Genomic DNA, 14,935 nt, shown 5'->3' on the forward strand with positions numbered 1-14,935 from the left:
GAGCAGGGAGAGCACGGATGGCTCGCATGACTCGGCCAGGGATCGGCCACACCAGCCACACACGGGGAGCCGGTTCGTGTTCGATTCTGTGACCATCACCGCACTGACGAGTGCGCTCGACGGCCTCGCGCTGCGTCAGCGGGCCATCGCGGACAACATCGCCAACATCAACACCCCGAACTATCACGCCAAGCGCGTGCAGTTCGAAGAGGCCCTCGCCCGCTCGGTCGATGCCGGCGACGGTCGGGTCGGCGCGACGGTCGGCACCTCGCTCGAACCGACCCGGCTGAACGGCAACAACGTCAACCTCGACACCGAGACCCTCTCCAGCGTCGACACGATGCTGCGCTACCAGTTCGCGACGCAGGCCGTGAACGGCTCGTTCTCTTCGATGCGCACGGCGATGAGGACCTCATGACCTTCGATGCGATCGGGATCGCGAGCACCGGACTGACCGTGCACCGCAAGTGGCTCGACGCCATCAGCGACAACATCGCGAACATCAACACGGCCACCTCGACCGACGGTGCAGCCTTCCGGGCACGGTACATCCTCGCCCAGCCGAGCGATCAGTCGCCCGGTGTGTACGTTGCGGGCACCGTGCAGGGCAGCGCCGTGGGACGGGTCGTCCATCAGCCCGACCACCCGCTCGCCGACGCGGACGGCTACGTCCGCTACCCGGACATCGACCTGGGTGATCAGATGAGCCAGCTCATCCTCGCCCAGCGCGGCTACCAGGCCAGCGCCGGCATCGTCGATCGTGCGCGCAACGCCTACGAAGCAGCCCTCCAGATCGGACGCAACTGATGGACCCGCTCGCCGGCATCGAGGGCATCTCCTCGGGTTTCACGCTCACGCCACCCGTCGCCCCCACGAAGGGCACCGACGACACCGCCTTCGCGAACAGCGTCACCGGGGCGATCGACGAGCTGCGATCGCTGCAGTCGGAGTCCGATGCCCTCAAGGTCGCCGCGGTCACCGGTGACCTCGACGACATCCACGCCGCGATGATCGCCTCCTCCCGCGCCTCGGTGACGCTCGAGCTGGTCGCCGCCGTGCGCAACAAGGGCGTCGACGCGTTCAACGAGATCATGCGGATGCAAGCCTGATGCCCCAGGCCGTCACCACCGTGTTCCAGCGGATCGGACGCGTGATCGCGGGCTTCTCGCTCGCGCAGCGCACGATCGCGATCATCGGCGTCGCCGTGCTCGCCCTCGGTATCGTCGCGCTCTCCAGCTGGCTCACCCGCCCCACGTACACCCCGCTCTTCTCCGGCATGAGCGCCTCCGACGCGAACGCCGTGGTCGAGCAGCTGCGGTCGTCGTCGGTGCCCTACGAGCTGGCGGACGGCGGCGCGACCGTGCTCGTCCCCGAGAAGGACGTCTACGACCAGCGGCTCGCCGCGGCGTCCGCCGGCCTTCCCGGCGCGAGCTCGGGCGGCTACTCGCTGCTCGACGACATGGGGGTGACGACCTCCGAGTTCCAGCAGTCCGTGACCTACAAGCGTGCGATCGAGGGCGAGCTCGCGGCCACGATCTCGTCGATCGAGGGAGTCACGGCGGCCTCGGTGCAGCTGGCCATCCCGGAGGAGAGCGTCTTCGTCTCGGAGACCGTCGACGCCACGGCCTCGGTGTTCGTGGAGACATCCGGCAACGCGACGCTGACCCCGAAGCAGGTCGAGGCCATCGTGCATCTCACCTCCGCGGCTGTCAGCGGGATGAAGCCCGAGAACGTCGCCGTGGTGGACCAGAGCGGACAGACGCTCTCGGCCGCGGGAGTCGGGACCACCGGCGGCGTGGACCAGCAGGCCAGCGACTACGAGGCTCGGGTCACGGCGAACGTCCAGCAGATGCTCGACACCGTGGTCGGGCCCGGCAACGCCAAGGTCACCGTGGTCGCCGAGATCGATCACTCCGTCAACGAGCGCGTCGAAGAGACCTACACCCCGGCCGAGGGCGCTCCGCCGCTCACCGAGCAGACCAGGACCGACAGGCAGGACGGATCGAGCTCGAACGCGGGAGTGCTCGGCCCCGACAACATCGCCGTGCCGTCCACGGACGGCGACGGCACCTCCGAGTCCACGGAGACCTCGAAGACCAACGCGGTCAACAAGAGCACGCAGAGCACCTCCACGCCCGCCGGCTCGCTGCTTCGCCAGTCGGTCTCCGTCGCGGTCGATGCGGGAGCAGGCGGTGACCTGAGCACCGCACAACTGAGCGACCTCGTCGAGACCGCCGCCGGGATCGACACCGAGCGCGGCGACTCGATCGCGGTCGAACTCGTCTCGTTCAACCAGACCAGTTCCGAAGCAGCGCAGGCCGCGCTGCAGGCCGCCAAGGAGACGGAGGCCGCCGAGCGCCAGGCGGTCCGACTGAACACGCTGATCATCGCCGCCGCGATCGCCCTGCCGCTGCTGCTCGCCGTCATCGCCGCTCTGGTGCGCATGCGCCGCCGCGCGAACTCGGCGACCGAATTCGACCAGCTCTTCGGCGATCGCCCGGCGCCGCTGTCGGCCATCGGCGCCGGCGCCACGACGGCAGCGATAGACCAGACGGCCACGACCCCGCTCGCCTTCCTCGAGACCACCCCCGACCCCGAGCCCGAGCCTGATCCGGAACCCGCGCAGGTCAGCCTCGAGCGTCGTCGCGCCGAGATCGACTCCCTCACCCGGCAGGACCCGAAGCGCACGGCCGAGCTGCTGCGCACCCTCATCGACGACAGGCAGCACGTATGAGCGGGCTGACCGATCGGCAGACCGCGGCCGTCGTCCTGATGAACCTCGATCGTGCACAGGCGATCGAGGTCATGAAGCACCTCTCGGAGTCGGAGGCGGAGGCCGTCGCCGCCGAGATCATCGGCCTCCAGGACCTGGATGCCGCCACCACCGCGCAGGCGCTGGGCCAGTTCCACCGCATCGCGAGCGGGCACCTCCCTCCCGCGCGCGGAGGTCGGGACATCGCCGCCGGACTTCTCGAGGCCTCGTTCGGCGCAGAACGCGCGGCCGCCGTCCTCGGCAGGGTCGGTTCGACGGCGATGAACTCGTCGTTCGACTTCCTGGGCTCCGCCGACCCCGCCCAGCTGGCGACGCTGCTCGACGGAGAGCTCCCGCAGACCGTGGCTCTCGTGCTCGCGCACCTGCCCACCGAACGCGCCGCCGCCGTACTGGCTGCTCTCCCCGACCCGACCCGCACCGACGTCGCACACGCCATCGCCACCATGGGGACCGCGTCCCAGGAGGCGATCGCGATCGTGGCCGATGCGCTGAAGACCCGCACCGGGACCTTCGCGAGCCGCGATGCGCCCGAGACCCTCGGCGGCGTCGAGCCGTTGGTCGAGATCATCGCCCGCTCCGGAGCGACCGTCGAGAAGGCTCTGCTGGCGAGCATCGAAGATCGGGACAGCGCGCTCGCGGAGGACATCCGTTCACGCATGTTCACCTTCGCCGACATCGTCAAGCTCGACGATCGAGACACGCAGCGCGTGCTGCGCGGCATGGACATCCGCTCCCTCGCACTCGCTCTGAAGGGTGCCAATCAAGGGATCGCGGACCTCATCCGTCGCAACGTCTCCGAGCGCAACCGCGAGAACCTCGACGAGGAGGCGCGGACACTCGGCCCCGTGCGGATGTCGCAGGTCGAGGAGGCCCGGGCCGAGATCGTGCGCACCATCCGCGCGCTCGAAGCCGCCGGCGACATCACGGTGCAGCGCACCGACGAGGACGAATATGTCTACTGACGCCTTCTCTCCCGTGCTCTTCCCGCGTCTCGACCGACGCGAGGACGGCTCGGAGCATGCCCGGGCGCGGCTGCGCGGCTACGCCGACGGTCACGCGGAGGGATATCGCGCCGGGCTCGCGGAGGCCGCATCCGCCCAGCGCGTCGCAGATGCGGAACGCGCCGCCCGCGAGCAGGAATCCGCCCGCCGCGTCGAGGACGCCGTCTCCGCACTCCACGCAGCGGCGCGCTCCTTCGGCGAGCGGGAGCGGGAGCTGACCTCCGCCGCACAGGACCACGTGCTGCGCTGCGCGATCGAGCTCGCGGAGCTCATCCTGCTCGGCGAACTCTCGGATGCCGGTGCCTCCGCCGCCGCTGCGGCACGTCGTGCCCTCGAGGTCGGCGAGCCCGACGAGATCCGCGAAGTGCGCCTGCACCCCGACGACCTCCGCACGCTGGAAGGCACGGAAGGTACGATCGCCGGTCTCCTGCTGATCGCCGATGACACGCTCGACTGCGGAGACGCCGTCGCGATCCTGGACCACGGCCGCATCGATGCCCGGGTCGGGAGCGCGCTCGAACGTGCTCGTCGCGCACTCGCCGAGGCCGGATCATGACGGCCTGGGGTGCGGTGCGCGAGGCCGTGCGGCCCGAACGCGTCGGGGTCGTCTCGCAGGTGCGCGGACTGAGCGTGCAGGTGCGCGGCCTCGACGGCGCGGTCGGCGACGTGGTGACCCTCGACGGGATGGACGCCGAGGTGGTCGCGGTCGGCGAGGGAGGGTTGCGGTGCATGCCGTTGGGCGCCGTCAGCGGGCTCACGGTGGGGGCACCGGTGCGCGGTCGCGGCGGACCCCTGCGCGTGCCGACCGGAACGCCCCTGCTCGGACGTGTCCTGGACGGGCTCGGCCGTCCCATCGACGGGAAGGGGCCGCTGCACGGCGCCACCGAGGTGAGCCTGGATCATGCTCCGCCGTCGATCATGGGCCGCGATCGGATCGACTCCCCGCTTCCGCTCGGGGTGCGGGCGCTCGACACCCTCGTCAGCGTCGGCCGAGGGCAGCGCGTCGGGCTCTTCGCGGGCTCCGGTGTGGGCAAGTCCTCGCTGCTGTCGATGATCGCGCGCGGCACCGACGCCGAGGTGACGGTGATCGCCCTGGTCGGTGAGCGCGGTCGCGAGGTGCGCGAGTTCATCGAGGACGATCTGGGTCCCGAAGGCCTCGCCCGCTCGGTGGTCGTCGTCTCCACCTCCGACCAACCGGCCATGGCGCGCATCCGTGCCGCCTACACGGCGACGAGGATCGCCGAAGCCTTCCGCGACGACGGCGCGCACGCGATCCTCATGATGGACTCCCTCACCCGCGTCGCGATGGCGCAACGCGAGATCGGTCTCTCCGCGGGCGAGCCCCCCGCCACCCGCGGGTATCCACCATCGACCTTCTCGCTCCTCGCCGGCCTCCTCGAACGAGCGGGCACCGATCGCGGTGGTTCGATCACCGGCATCTACACCGTGCTCGTGGACGGCGACGACCACAACGAACCGATCGCGGACACCGTGCGATCGATCCTCGACGGTCACGTCGTGCTGGATCGGGCGCTCGCGTTGTCCGGACATCATCCGGCGATCGACGTGCTCGGCTCGGTCTCCCGCGTGGCGGGCAAGATCACCGCCGCCGGACAACGGTCGGATGCGGCGACCCTGCGTGCCGTGCTCGCCGCGCGTCGACGGGCGAACGACCTGATCGACATCGGCGCCTACCAGGCGGGAGCGGACGCGCGCATCGACGCCGCGATCACCCATGAGCGGGCGATCTCCGCCTTCCTCACCCAGTCCCTCGATGAGACGAGCGGGATCGACGAGTCCTGGCGTCGACTCGAGGAGCTCGTCTCGACCTTCGGAGCTGTCGCATGAGCCGGTCCTTCTCCTTGGCGGGTCTGCTGCGCGTGCGCGAGATCCAGGAGAGAGCGGCTGCGCAGCGGCTCTCCCGGGCGGTGATCGACGCACAGCACACCGAAGCCCGCGACCGGTCGCTGCGTGCGCACCTGGCGGGGAGCGGGAACGAGGCCGTCGACGTCCGCTCCCTCGCGGCCCTCGCTGCGGCGCGTGTGGCAGGCCGGACGCTGCTCGCCGATCTGACGACGCTCTCGGAGCTGCAAGAGCAGACGGTGTCACAGGCCCGCGCGGAGCATGCCGAGGCACGGAGAGCGATGCGCGGACTCGATCGCCTCGCCGAAGCGCATGCCGAGAAGACGCGGACCGCCGAGCTGCACGCCGAGCAGGCCGAGCTGGACGAGATCGGCGTACGGACCACGACGGAGGGGCAGTCATGACAGCTCTCGGCATCATCGACGTCCTCGATCCGCGTGCCGCGCGGCCCAGCGGCGGCACGGCGCCCGCCCGCACCGCGACGGCAGGCGCCGCCGCGTTCGCCGATGTGATCCACGATGCCTCACGCGCAGAGCGCGCGCAGGATCTGCCGGTGGACGCCGCAGCGGAGGGCGCCCCGGAGCACGAAGCCTCTCCGGAGAACACGCTCTCCGATCCTCCACCGACCGCACCGCTCCACGGCGCTCTCATCGTTCCCGAGACGGTCGGGCTCGTCCCGTCCGCTCCGCCCACCCCCGCCGACGGACCGGAGGCGGCATCGGCCGACGGCACCCTGGCGGCGGCCACCGAGACGTCTACGATCGCGAGCACGTCCGTTCCGCTCGGTCAGAGCAGCCAGGAGCCCGCCGCCGCGGGAACGCTCGTCGCGGCGCAGGTCGTCGAGGCCGTGCGCGAATCGACCGCCCCGGCCGTCGCATCGTCGTCGCGGATCTCGGCGGCGGCCGTCCCCCTCGGCGTACCGGCTCCAGCCGTCGTCGATTCCTCAGGAGACGCAGACGCCACCGCGGGCGTCTCGGCTGCCGCTTCCCCGCGCACGGGGGTCGAGGGAGGCGCGTCTGCGTCCGTGGCGATGCCCCCGGTGCCGGCTTCCCCGCCCGCTACGGAGCTCGTGTCGGGCGCAGACGCGAAGGCGGCTTCCTCTCTCTCTGCTGCGGAGGAGCCGATGCCGGATGCCCCGCGCGTGTCACCCTCACCCGCACCTCCGGTATCGACCACCCCAGCGCCCGCCTCCACGCCCTCGGCCGGTGAAGCGGTCGTGCCGGCACTCACGGGATCCCCGTCGATCCCGCCCCCGCTCACCCCCACGACCCCGGCGGCGGCTGCAGCGATCGCCCGACCCGTCCTGCTCCCCCAGCTCGCCGCACCGGTGGTCTCGCTCGCGCAAGCCGCAGACGGCGATCACAGCCTCACCCTCACGGTGTCCCCGGAGAACCTCGGTCCCGTGACCGTGCGGGCGCACGTCTCCGGAGGTGCCATCCACATCGAGCTGCATGCGCCGAACGATCTCGGGCGCGAGGCTCTGCGCGTGATCCTTGCCGACCTCCGCCGGGACCTGGCCGCTGCCGCCCCCCACGCGACACTCATGCTCTCGACCGCGGACGACGGACCCGGCCCCCTGCACCCGCAGAGCGCACCGAACGGAGGCGCTCTGAACGGGGGCACCTCGAACGGCAACGCGGCGAGCGCGGGCGGCGGTCACTCCCGTGGCGATGCCCCCGCCGATCGGGAAGCCGCCGAGGCTCGCGCGACTCCGGAGCCGCCCACCTCCCTGGCCGACCGACCCGGCCCCCTCCCCCTCCGCTCGCCGCACGGCGGCATCGACGTCTTCGCCTGATCCGAGAGGAATCCCATGACCGACCCGATTTCCGGCACCCTCCCCGCTTCCGGGGTGCACACCGGGAGCACCACGCCCCCGGCGGAGCGCAAGAAGACGCTCGACTCCGAGGTCTTCCTGAAGCTGCTGGTGACGCAGCTCACCAACCAGGACCCGAGTTCCCCCATGAACACCAACGAGATGATCTCGCAGACCACCCAGCTGGCCTCGATGGAGCAGCTCACCGCACTCTCCGCGACGTCGACCGAGAACTTCGCGCTCAGCATGCGCCAGACGGCCGCCGCGCTGATCGGCCACGAGGCGCAGTACGTCGACGAGGAGGGTGTCACGCAGAAGGGCATCGTCACGTCGGTGTCGTACGCCGGCCCGGTCCCGCTCGTGACCATCGGCGAAGCGTCCATCCCACTCGATGCCGTCTCCGGCGTCTCCCTCGTCCCCCGCCCCCAGTCCTGACCAGCCCCGCACATCCCAGAAAGGCATCATCATGCTCCGCTCCCTCTTCGCCGGAATCTCGGGTCTGCGCTCGCACCAGACCATGCTCGACGTCACGGGCAACAACATCGCCAACGTCAACACGACCGGGTTCAAGGCCTCGGCCGTGCAGTTCCAGGATTCGCTCTCGCAGCTCGTCCGCAACTCGATGATGCCGCAGCAGGCCTCCGGCGGTCAGAACCCCGCGCAGGTCGGCCTCGGCGTGCAGGTCGCGGGAATCAGCACGAACTTCGCCTCCGGCGCCCCACAGCCCACCGGAGTGCCGACCAACCTCATGATCGCGGGCGATGGCTTCTTCGTCGTGCGCTCCGGGGGCGAGACCCTGTACACCCGCAACGGCGGGTTCTCGTTCGACGCGAGCGGCAAGCTGGTCTCTGCCGACGGCGCGCTCGTGCAGGGATGGACGGCTCAGAACGGCGCGATCGTCCCCGGCCAGGGCATCGGCGACATCCGGCTCCCCGTCGGAGCCCTGAGCCCCGCCACCGCCACCACCACCGCCCGCGTCACCGGCAACCTGCCCTCCGGTGCGGCCGTCGGCGAGCAGCTGGTGCGCGACATCAAGACCTACGACGCCGAGGGCGCAGCCACGTCGCTGCGTCTCACCTTCACCCGCACCGCCACGGGCTGGGACGTCACCGAGCCCGGCGGTGCGACCACCGCCCTCGCATTCACCGACGGCGCGCAGACGGCCGCGTCCTCCATCGTCTCCGGCGGCGTCACGGTCGACCTCTCGGCGGTCACCGGCTTCGCGGACGTCAGCGATGTCGCGATCAAGGAGCAGAACGGCAAGCCGGCCGGCACGCTGAGCTCGTACGCGCTCCTGAACGACGGCAGCCTCGTCGGTACCTTCAGCAACGGAGACACCGAGGTGCTCGCTCGTGTCGCGCTGGCCGGCTTCGTCAACCCGGGCGGACTCGAGAAGGCCGGATCCTCGCAGTTCCGCCCCAGTGGCAACTCCGGGGAGCCGACGCTGGGAGAGGCCGGAACCGAGGGCCTGGGCGGCATCATCAGCGGTGCACTCGAGATGTCGAACGTCGACCTGTCGCAGGAATTCACCAACCTGATCGTCGCGCAGCGCGGTTTCCAGGCGAACGCCCGCATCATCACCACCAGCGATGAGGTGCTGCAGGAGCTCACCAACCTCAAGCGCTGAGCGGCGGGCAACCGCAGCGGCCCGTGACATCGCGGGTCGCCGCCCTGCCATACTGTGCGGATGGATGCTGTGAATGAGTGGCTGCTGACCTGGGGCGACAACCTGTGGACGTGGCTCGTCCTGCCGATCGTGGTCCTCCTCGGCCTGTACTTCACGGTGCGCTCCGGCGTCGTGCAGTTCCGGTTGATCCCGGAGATGTTCCGCACCCTGAGGGATCGGACGCCACGCACCGACACCGGCGAACCGCAATCGGTCTCCGCGTTCCAGGCCTTCACCATCTCCGCGGCTTCCCGAGTGGGAGTGGGCAACATCGCCGGAGTGGGAACCGCGATCGCGATCGGTGGTCCCGGGGCGATCTTCTGGATGTGGCTGATGGCCTTCATCGGTGGCGCATCCGCATTCATCGAGTCGTCCCTGGCGCAGCTGTACAAGACGCGCGACAAGGACGGATTCCTGGGCGGACCCGCGTACTACATGCAGCGCGGACTCGGTGCCCGATGGATGGGCGTGCTGTTCGCCGTCATCCTCATCATCTGCTTCCCCATCGCCTTCAGCTCCTTGCAGGCGAACACCATCAAGGCGACCATCTCGGGGAGCTTCGGCGACGAATCCGCCGCCTGGCTGCCCGTCGTCATCGGCGCGGCACTCGCGCTGCTCATGGGTCTGGTCATCTTCGGTGGTGTGCGCCGGATCGCGTCGGTCACCCAGACGCTCGTGCCGGTCATGGCGCTGCTGTACCTGCTGCTCGGACTGGTGATCGTGGCGATGCACATCGAGCGGCTCCCCGAGGTCTTCTCCCTGATCTTCACCCAGGCCTTCGGGCCGAACGAGATCGTCGGAGCCGCCCTGGGCTACATCATCCTGACCGGCGTCAAGCGCGGGATGTTCTCCAACGAGGCCGGCCTCGGCTCGGCGCCGAACGCCGGCGCGAGTGCCGCCGTGACGCACCCCGTTAAGCAGGGCCTCGTGCAGACGCTGGGCGTCTACTTCGACACCTTCCTCGTGTGCTCGATCACCGCGTTCATCATCCTCGTCTCGGTCCCCGACCTCGCGAACGCGGAGCGCGGCATCGACTTGACGCAGGGGGCGATCGTCGGCGCCCTCGGGAGCTGGTCGAACATCCTGCTGATCGTGATCATCTTCCTGCTGGCGTTCAGTTCGATCCTCGGCAACTACTACTACGGACAGACCAACATCGAGTTCATCACCTCGAACCCCGGTGTGCTGCTCGGCTACCGTCTCTTCGCGATCGCCGCCGTGTTCGCCGGTGCGCTGGTCTCGGCCGACGTCGTCTGGAACTTCGCCGACGGCGCGATGGGCTTCATGGCGATCGTGAACCTCGTCGCGATCGCTCTGCTCTCCGGCGTCGCCTTCAAGCTCCTGAAGGACTACACGCAGCAACGACGAGAGGGACTGGATCCCGTCTTCACCCAGGCGCGACTGCCCGGGGTGCGCGGGATCGAGGTCTGGGAGAACGAGCTGTCGGTGACGGGTCCGATCGACCTGCCCCGGGCTCGTCGGCGCTGAGGGTCCCCCGGCCGGATAGGGGGCGCCCCTGCTCAGTGCCCGGCGCCGAGGTTCCCGCTCAGACGGCGACGGAACGCTGCTGCGGTGTCGTTGAGACCCTGGATGCTGGCCGTCTTCCCGAGACGCTCGTACTTCGTGGCCACCGCGTCGAGCGCAGCCACCGTCGAAGCGTCCCAGATGTGTGAGCGCGTCATGTCGATGACCACGTGCTCGGGGTCGTCCGCATACTCGAACTGAGTCGTGAGGTCGTTGCTCGAGGCGAAGAACAGCTCCCCGACGACCTCGTAGTGCGCGATGTCTCCCGACTCCGACGGGGCGACGGTACGGGTGACCGTGACGAAGTGCGCAACCCGCCGGGCGAACATGATCATCGCCGTGAGCACTCCGAGGACGACACCGATCGCGAGGTTGTGGGTCCAGACGGTCGCGGCGACGGTGATCACCATGACCGCGGTCTCGCTCTTCGGCATGCGGCGCAGCGTCGACGGGCGGATGCTGTGCCAGTCGAAGGTCGAGATCGAGACGAGGATCATCACAGCGACGAGGGCCGCCATCGGGATCACCGCCACCACGTCGCCGAGTGCGAGCACGAGGATGAGCAGGAAGACACCGGCGAGGAACGTCGAGATGCGCGTGCGCGCACCGGACGCCTTCACATTGATCATGGTCTGGCCGATCATGGCGCATCCGCCCATCCCGCCGAAGGCTCCGGAGAGCACGTTCGCGACGCCCAGGCCCCAGGCTTCACGGGTCTTGCGCGAGTGGGTGTCCGTGATGTCGTCGACCAGCTTGGCGGTCATGAGCGTCTCGAGCAGGCCGACCGCCGCCATGGCGAGAGCGAACGGGCCGATGATCCCGAGCGTTTCGAGGGTGAAGGGGACGTTCGGGATGAACAGCTCGGGCAGGCTCTGGGGAAGCTCGCCCTGATCCCCCACGTTCGGCACGGTCCACCCGAACACGACGACGGCGCCCGTGAGCAGCACGATCGTGACCAGCGGGGCCGGCACGACCTTGGTGATGCGCGGCATGAGGAACAGGATGGCGAGGCCCACGGCGACGAGGGGATACACCAGCCACGGCACGTCCCAGAGCTGGGGCAGCTGCGCGGTGAAGATCAGGATCGCCAGCGCGTTCACGAAGCCCACCATCACGGAGCGGGGGATGAATCGCATGAGCTTGGCGACGCCGAGCAGGGCGAGGCCGATCTGGATGACTCCGCCGAGGAGCACGGTGGCGATGAAGTAGTCCATCCCGTACTCACGTGCGACCGGCGCGATCACCAGGGCGACGGCCCCCGTGGCCGCCGTGATCATCGCGGGGCGTCCGCCGAGGAACGAGATCGCGACGGCCATCACGAACGAGGAGAAGAGGCCGACCCGGGGGTCGACCCCGGCGATGATCGAGAAGGCGATCGCCTCGGGGATCAGCGCGAGGGCCACGACGAGCCCGGCGAGGACCTCACGGGTGAGCAGACGCGGGTTCCGCAGCGCCTGCATGACGGTGGGTTCGATGCGGTAGCGAGACGGGCGTTCCGGGGCGGGGACGACAGCAGTCATGTGCTCTCCTGGAAGGGCTTGCGAAGGAGCGGAGGGCGCGCACGGACCGTGCGCATGCGCCACGGAGCTCGGCACGGAAGAATGGGGGATGCGCAGAAATGCGCGCACGCAGACTCTAACGTAACGTGAGGTTTGCTGTCGAGTCAGGGAAAGGACGCCGATCTGTGGAGCACGAAGAGACGATGCGCATCGGCGAGGTCGCCGACCAGACGTCGTTGTCCTTCCGCACCCTCCGTCACTACGAGGATGTCGGGCTGGTGACCCCGACCGGCCGCACGGACGGCGGCTTCCGGCTCTACACCCCGAAAGACGTCGGCCGCCTCATGATCGTCCGCCGGATGAAGCCGCTCGGCTACACGCTGGATGAGATGCGGGCGGTCCTGGACGTGGTCGACGCCCTCGCCGACGAGCCGGACAGCGAAGATCTCCAGGAACGGCTCAGCGCGCTTCGCCAGGAAGCGACAGCCCGCCGCGAACGCCTCGCGAGCCAGGTGGGGATGGCGGACGAATTCCTCGCCCAGCTCGCGCAGTTCTCGGCGGCCGAGAGCCCGCCGCGCCCCGCTAGATGACGTCGCGCGTGCAGGTGTCGCGGATGCTCTCGCCGCGCAGGTCCTCCCAGGGGATGGCGGCGTACCCGACGATCCCCCGGCCGGTGCTCGCGAGCTCGTCGACGCGCTGCGCGAGCAGCCCGCGACGATCGATCCCTGACAGGTCGATGACGACGACGTCGACGTAGCGCCCCCGCGTTCGTTCGAGCTCGCTGTGCAGCCGCCGCGCGATACCCCGAGCGGTGAAGCGCAGTGATCGGCGCCTCGCGTCGGGGCCGCGATAGGTGAGGACGAGGTGCCTCAGGTCTCCGTACGCGCCGCTGGCCGCGAGCGCCTCGGCCGCCCCCGCACGCAGCAGGCGTCCCGCCTCGCGACGGCGTTCGACGCCGGTCAGGTCGATCGACCACACGAGACAGCGCGCGTCGGTCACCTCGGGCGCGGCGGACGGCGAGGGATGGGCGTCGGCGATGTCGCCCCTGTACGCGATCGTGGTGTGCATCAGGTCTTCCGGTCGTCGAAGAGTGGTGCCGACCAGGCTTCCCGGCTCTCCGGCCCGACCTGCGGGCTTGCACGGAAGTCTAGGCCGGATGCATCGGACGCCTCATCGCGCTCAGGCGTGTCGGCGACTACCCGAGGATCGGACGGTCGGTGGGATAGGTGAAGTGCTCGGTGCGCTGTCGCACGGCGAGGGCGGCGGCGAGACCGATGGGGCCCACTCGTCCCGCGAGCATGAGTGCGGACAGGACGAACTTGCCGAAGGGGTCGAGGTCGGCGGACAGTCCGACCGAGAGCCCACAGGTCGCGAACGCGGAGATGACCTCGAACAGGATGTGGTCGAGCGGCGCCTTGTTCGTGAGGGTGAGGAGCACCGTCCCCGCGAGGACGAGGGACGCCCCGAGGAAGGTGACGGAGATCGCGACACGGAGAACGCTCTCGGGGAGTCGTCGTTCGAAGATCGCGATGTCCCTGGTGCCTCGGGCCTCGGCGACGATGGCGAGGAACAGCACGGCGAGCGTGGTGACCTTGATACCCCCGGCGGTCGAGATCGAACCGCCGCCGACGAACATGAGCGCGTCCGTGAGAAGGAGGGTCGTCGAGGTGGACTGCTCCGTATCGACGATCGCGAACCCCCCGGAGCGCATCATCGTCGACGCGAACAGCGCATGGAGGATCCGATCGAGCGGATTCAGGGTGCCGATGGTCGCGGCGTTGTTCCACTCGCTCGCCCCCCAGCTGACCGCGCCGACCAGGAAGAGCACGAGGGTCGTCGTGACGGTCAGCTTGGTGTGCAGCGACCACCGTCCGCGCCCCCACAGATGAGCGATGACGGCGAGGTACACCGGGAATCCCAGGCTGCCCGCGATCACGCCGACCATGAGCACCCCCATGATCCAGACGTTGTGGCTGTAGACCGCGAGACCGCCCGGATCGAGGACGAACCCGGCGTTGTTGAAGGCCGAGATGCTGTAGAACAGGGCGTGCCACGGGCCTCGCACCCAGCCGTCCTCGACGATGAACGCCGGCAGCAACAGCGCGCAGAGCGCACCCTCGATGATGAACGTGGTCAGCACGACGATCTTGAGGAGCCGCTTGACGTCGCCCAGGGGCGTCGCCCCCATCACCTGCTGGGCGAAGACGCGTCCGCCCAGCCCCAGCCTGCGCGTGACGGCCTGGGTGAGCAGCAGCGCGACGGTCACGATGCCGAGCCCGCCGGTCTGGATGGCGAGCAGGATCACGATGTGCCCGAACAGCGACCAGGACGTCCCGGTGTCGACGGAGGTCAGCCCCGTCACGGTCACGGCGGACGACGCGGTGAACGTCGCATCCTCCCACGGCGCGGCGACACCGTCCGCCGCGGCGAACGGCAGGCGCAACAGCGCGGTGAAGAGCACCGCCGCGAGCACGAACACCGCGATCGACGCACGAGCCGGCGAACGACGGGGGAAGTCGGCGATCCAGCGGATCGGCGCCCACAATCGCGCGGTCCGGACGTTCGGCTGACTGGTGGTCACCACGGGCTCCTTGTCGGGTCGCCGAGCCGACTCCCGGCGCACCGACCATTCACAGTACAGCAGCGGTCGGACGCGGAAACGGGTGGCGACACGGGGCTGCGCGCTCCGGGAAGGCTCCTGGGTGCGCACGCCGGCTTCCACCGTTCGGGTAAGCTGGGAGGCGGAGTGTCGGGAAGCCTGGTCGACGAACACACGCTCATCGACCCGAAAGCTCC

The 14,935-nt window shown here is 69.6% G+C and carries 16 protein-coding genes; 13 read left to right on the top strand and 3 right to left on the bottom strand.

Annotated elements, in window-relative coordinates:
• The first annotated feature begins 76 nt into the window (after window positions 1-76).
• From flgB to KV397_RS12585, 12 genes are read left to right on the top strand one after another with little or no spacing between them, the layout of a single operon-like run.
• Window positions 77-418 carry a flagellar basal body rod protein FlgB gene (gene flgB / locus KV397_RS12530; protein ID WP_047524147.1) on the top strand — a complete coding sequence of 114 codons (342 nt, stop codon included), beginning with the start codon at window positions 77-79 and terminating at the stop codon, window positions 416-418.
• A complete protein-coding gene (locus KV397_RS12535; protein ID WP_047524146.1) occupies window positions 415-807 on the top strand; it encodes a flagellar basal body rod protein FlgC in 393 nt (130 codons plus the stop codon). The genes flgB and KV397_RS12535 overlap by 4 nt, the downstream gene beginning before the upstream one ends.
• Window positions 807-1,109: a flagellar hook-basal body complex protein FliE gene (gene fliE, locus KV397_RS12540; RefSeq protein WP_047524145.1), complete on the top strand. Its 303-nt coding sequence runs from the start codon at window positions 807-809 to the stop codon at window positions 1,107-1,109. Before KV397_RS12535 ends, fliE begins: the two co-directional genes overlap by 1 nt.
• Window positions 1,109-2,734, top strand: a complete 1,626-nt coding sequence (fliF, locus tag KV397_RS12545; protein ID WP_261811401.1) for a flagellar basal-body MS-ring/collar protein FliF — start codon at window positions 1,109-1,111, stop codon at window positions 2,732-2,734. The genes fliE and fliF overlap by 1 nt, the downstream gene beginning before the upstream one ends.
• A complete protein-coding gene (gene fliG / locus KV397_RS12550; RefSeq protein WP_134353140.1) occupies window positions 2,731-3,735 on the top strand; it encodes a flagellar motor switch protein FliG in 1,005 nt (334 codons plus the stop codon). Before fliF ends, fliG begins: the two co-directional genes overlap by 4 nt.
• Window positions 3,725-4,330, top strand: a complete 606-nt coding sequence (locus KV397_RS12555) for a FliH/SctL family protein (protein ID WP_261811402.1) — start codon at window positions 3,725-3,727, stop codon at window positions 4,328-4,330. Before fliG ends, KV397_RS12555 begins: the two co-directional genes overlap by 11 nt.
• A complete protein-coding gene (locus KV397_RS12560) occupies window positions 4,327-5,622 on the top strand; it encodes a FliI/YscN family ATPase (RefSeq protein ID WP_261811403.1) in 1,296 nt (431 codons plus the stop codon). Before KV397_RS12555 ends, KV397_RS12560 begins: the two co-directional genes overlap by 4 nt.
• Window positions 5,619-6,041: a flagellar export protein FliJ gene (locus tag KV397_RS12565; protein ID WP_131492584.1), complete on the top strand. Its 423-nt coding sequence runs from the start codon at window positions 5,619-5,621 to the stop codon at window positions 6,039-6,041. Before KV397_RS12560 ends, KV397_RS12565 begins: the two co-directional genes overlap by 4 nt.
• A complete protein-coding gene (locus KV397_RS12570) occupies window positions 6,038-7,432 on the top strand; it encodes a flagellar hook-length control protein FliK (protein WP_261811404.1) in 1,395 nt (464 codons plus the stop codon). Before KV397_RS12565 ends, KV397_RS12570 begins: the two co-directional genes overlap by 4 nt.
• Window positions 7,433-7,447: 15 nt before the next feature.
• Window positions 7,448-7,885 (top strand): flagellar hook assembly protein FlgD, encoded by a 438-nt coding sequence (locus KV397_RS12575; protein ID WP_153243660.1) that lies wholly within the window; start codon window positions 7,448-7,450, stop codon window positions 7,883-7,885.
• Between the two features lie 31 nt (window positions 7,886-7,916).
• The gene (locus KV397_RS12580; RefSeq protein WP_131491850.1) at window positions 7,917-9,077 is read left to right on the top strand and encodes a flagellar hook protein FlgE; all 1,161 of its coding nucleotides are present in this window, start codon (window positions 7,917-7,919) and stop codon (window positions 9,075-9,077) included.
• Window positions 9,078-9,137: 60 nt separating this feature from the next.
• Window positions 9,138-10,604 carry an alanine/glycine:cation symporter family protein gene (locus KV397_RS12585; RefSeq protein ID WP_134353134.1) on the top strand — a complete coding sequence of 489 codons (1,467 nt, stop codon included), beginning with the start codon at window positions 9,138-9,140 and terminating at the stop codon, window positions 10,602-10,604.
• Window positions 10,605-10,636: 32 nt separating this feature from the next.
• Here KV397_RS12585 and KV397_RS12590 read toward each other — a convergent pair whose 3' ends face one another.
• Window positions 10,637-12,160, bottom strand: a complete 1,524-nt coding sequence (locus KV397_RS12590; RefSeq protein WP_256535950.1) for a SulP family inorganic anion transporter — start codon at window positions 12,158-12,160, stop codon at window positions 10,637-10,639.
• Window positions 12,161-12,324: 164 nt separating this feature from the next.
• On the opposite strand from KV397_RS12590, the gene KV397_RS12595 reads away from it, so the two are divergent.
• Entirely contained in the window at window positions 12,325-12,729 is a 405-nt protein-coding gene (locus tag KV397_RS12595) for a MerR family transcriptional regulator (RefSeq protein ID WP_407665265.1), read from the top strand.
• On the opposite strand, the gene KV397_RS12600 is transcribed toward KV397_RS12595, so the two are convergent.
• Both KV397_RS12600 and KV397_RS12605 read right to left on the bottom strand, forming a co-directional pair.
• Complete coding sequence (locus tag KV397_RS12600; protein WP_134353132.1) at window positions 12,722-13,207, bottom strand: hypothetical protein; 486 nt, start codon at window positions 13,205-13,207, stop codon at window positions 12,722-12,724. The two genes, KV397_RS12595 and KV397_RS12600, sit on opposite strands and share 8 nt — an antisense overlap.
• A gap of 127 nt (window positions 13,208-13,334) precedes the next feature.
• The gene (locus KV397_RS12605; RefSeq protein WP_227992026.1) at window positions 13,335-14,720 is read right to left on the bottom strand and encodes a TrkH family potassium uptake protein; all 1,386 of its coding nucleotides are present in this window, start codon (window positions 14,718-14,720) and stop codon (window positions 13,335-13,337) included.
• Between the last annotated feature and the right edge of the window lie 215 nt (window positions 14,721-14,935).

Origin of the sequence: Microbacterium aurugineum, from assembly GCF_023101205.1 — a bacterium.
In the GTDB taxonomy this organism is placed as follows: Bacteria; Actinomycetota; Actinomycetes; order Actinomycetales; family Microbacteriaceae; genus Microbacterium; species Microbacterium aurugineum.

Coding starts and splice junctions, on each gene's coding strand:
- KV397_RS12575 (WP_153243660.1), top strand. CDS start 7,448: ATGACCGACCCGATTTCCGGCACCCTCCCCGCTTCCGGGGTGCACACC.
- KV397_RS12560 (WP_261811403.1), top strand. CDS start 4,327: ATGACGGCCTGGGGTGCGGTGCGCGAGGCCGTGCGGCCCGAACGCGTC.
- KV397_RS12585 (WP_134353134.1), top strand. CDS start 9,138: ATGGATGCTGTGAATGAGTGGCTGCTGACCTGGGGCGACAACCTGTGG.
- fliG (WP_134353140.1), top strand. CDS start 2,731: ATGAGCGGGCTGACCGATCGGCAGACCGCGGCCGTCGTCCTGATGAAC.
- KV397_RS12600 (WP_134353132.1), bottom strand. CDS start 13,207: ATGCACACCACGATCGCGTACAGGGGCGACATCGCCGACGCCCATCCC.
- KV397_RS12535 (WP_047524146.1), top strand. CDS start 415: ATGACCTTCGATGCGATCGGGATCGCGAGCACCGGACTGACCGTGCAC.
- fliE (WP_047524145.1), top strand. CDS start 807: ATGGACCCGCTCGCCGGCATCGAGGGCATCTCCTCGGGTTTCACGCTC.
- KV397_RS12590 (WP_256535950.1), bottom strand. CDS start 12,160: ATGACTGCTGTCGTCCCCGCCCCGGAACGCCCGTCTCGCTACCGCATC.
- KV397_RS12565 (WP_131492584.1), top strand. CDS start 5,619: ATGAGCCGGTCCTTCTCCTTGGCGGGTCTGCTGCGCGTGCGCGAGATC.
- KV397_RS12555 (WP_261811402.1), top strand. CDS start 3,725: ATGTCTACTGACGCCTTCTCTCCCGTGCTCTTCCCGCGTCTCGACCGA.
- KV397_RS12580 (WP_131491850.1), top strand. CDS start 7,917: ATGCTCCGCTCCCTCTTCGCCGGAATCTCGGGTCTGCGCTCGCACCAG.
- KV397_RS12570 (WP_261811404.1), top strand. CDS start 6,038: ATGACAGCTCTCGGCATCATCGACGTCCTCGATCCGCGTGCCGCGCGG.
- fliF (WP_261811401.1), top strand. CDS start 1,109: ATGCCCCAGGCCGTCACCACCGTGTTCCAGCGGATCGGACGCGTGATC.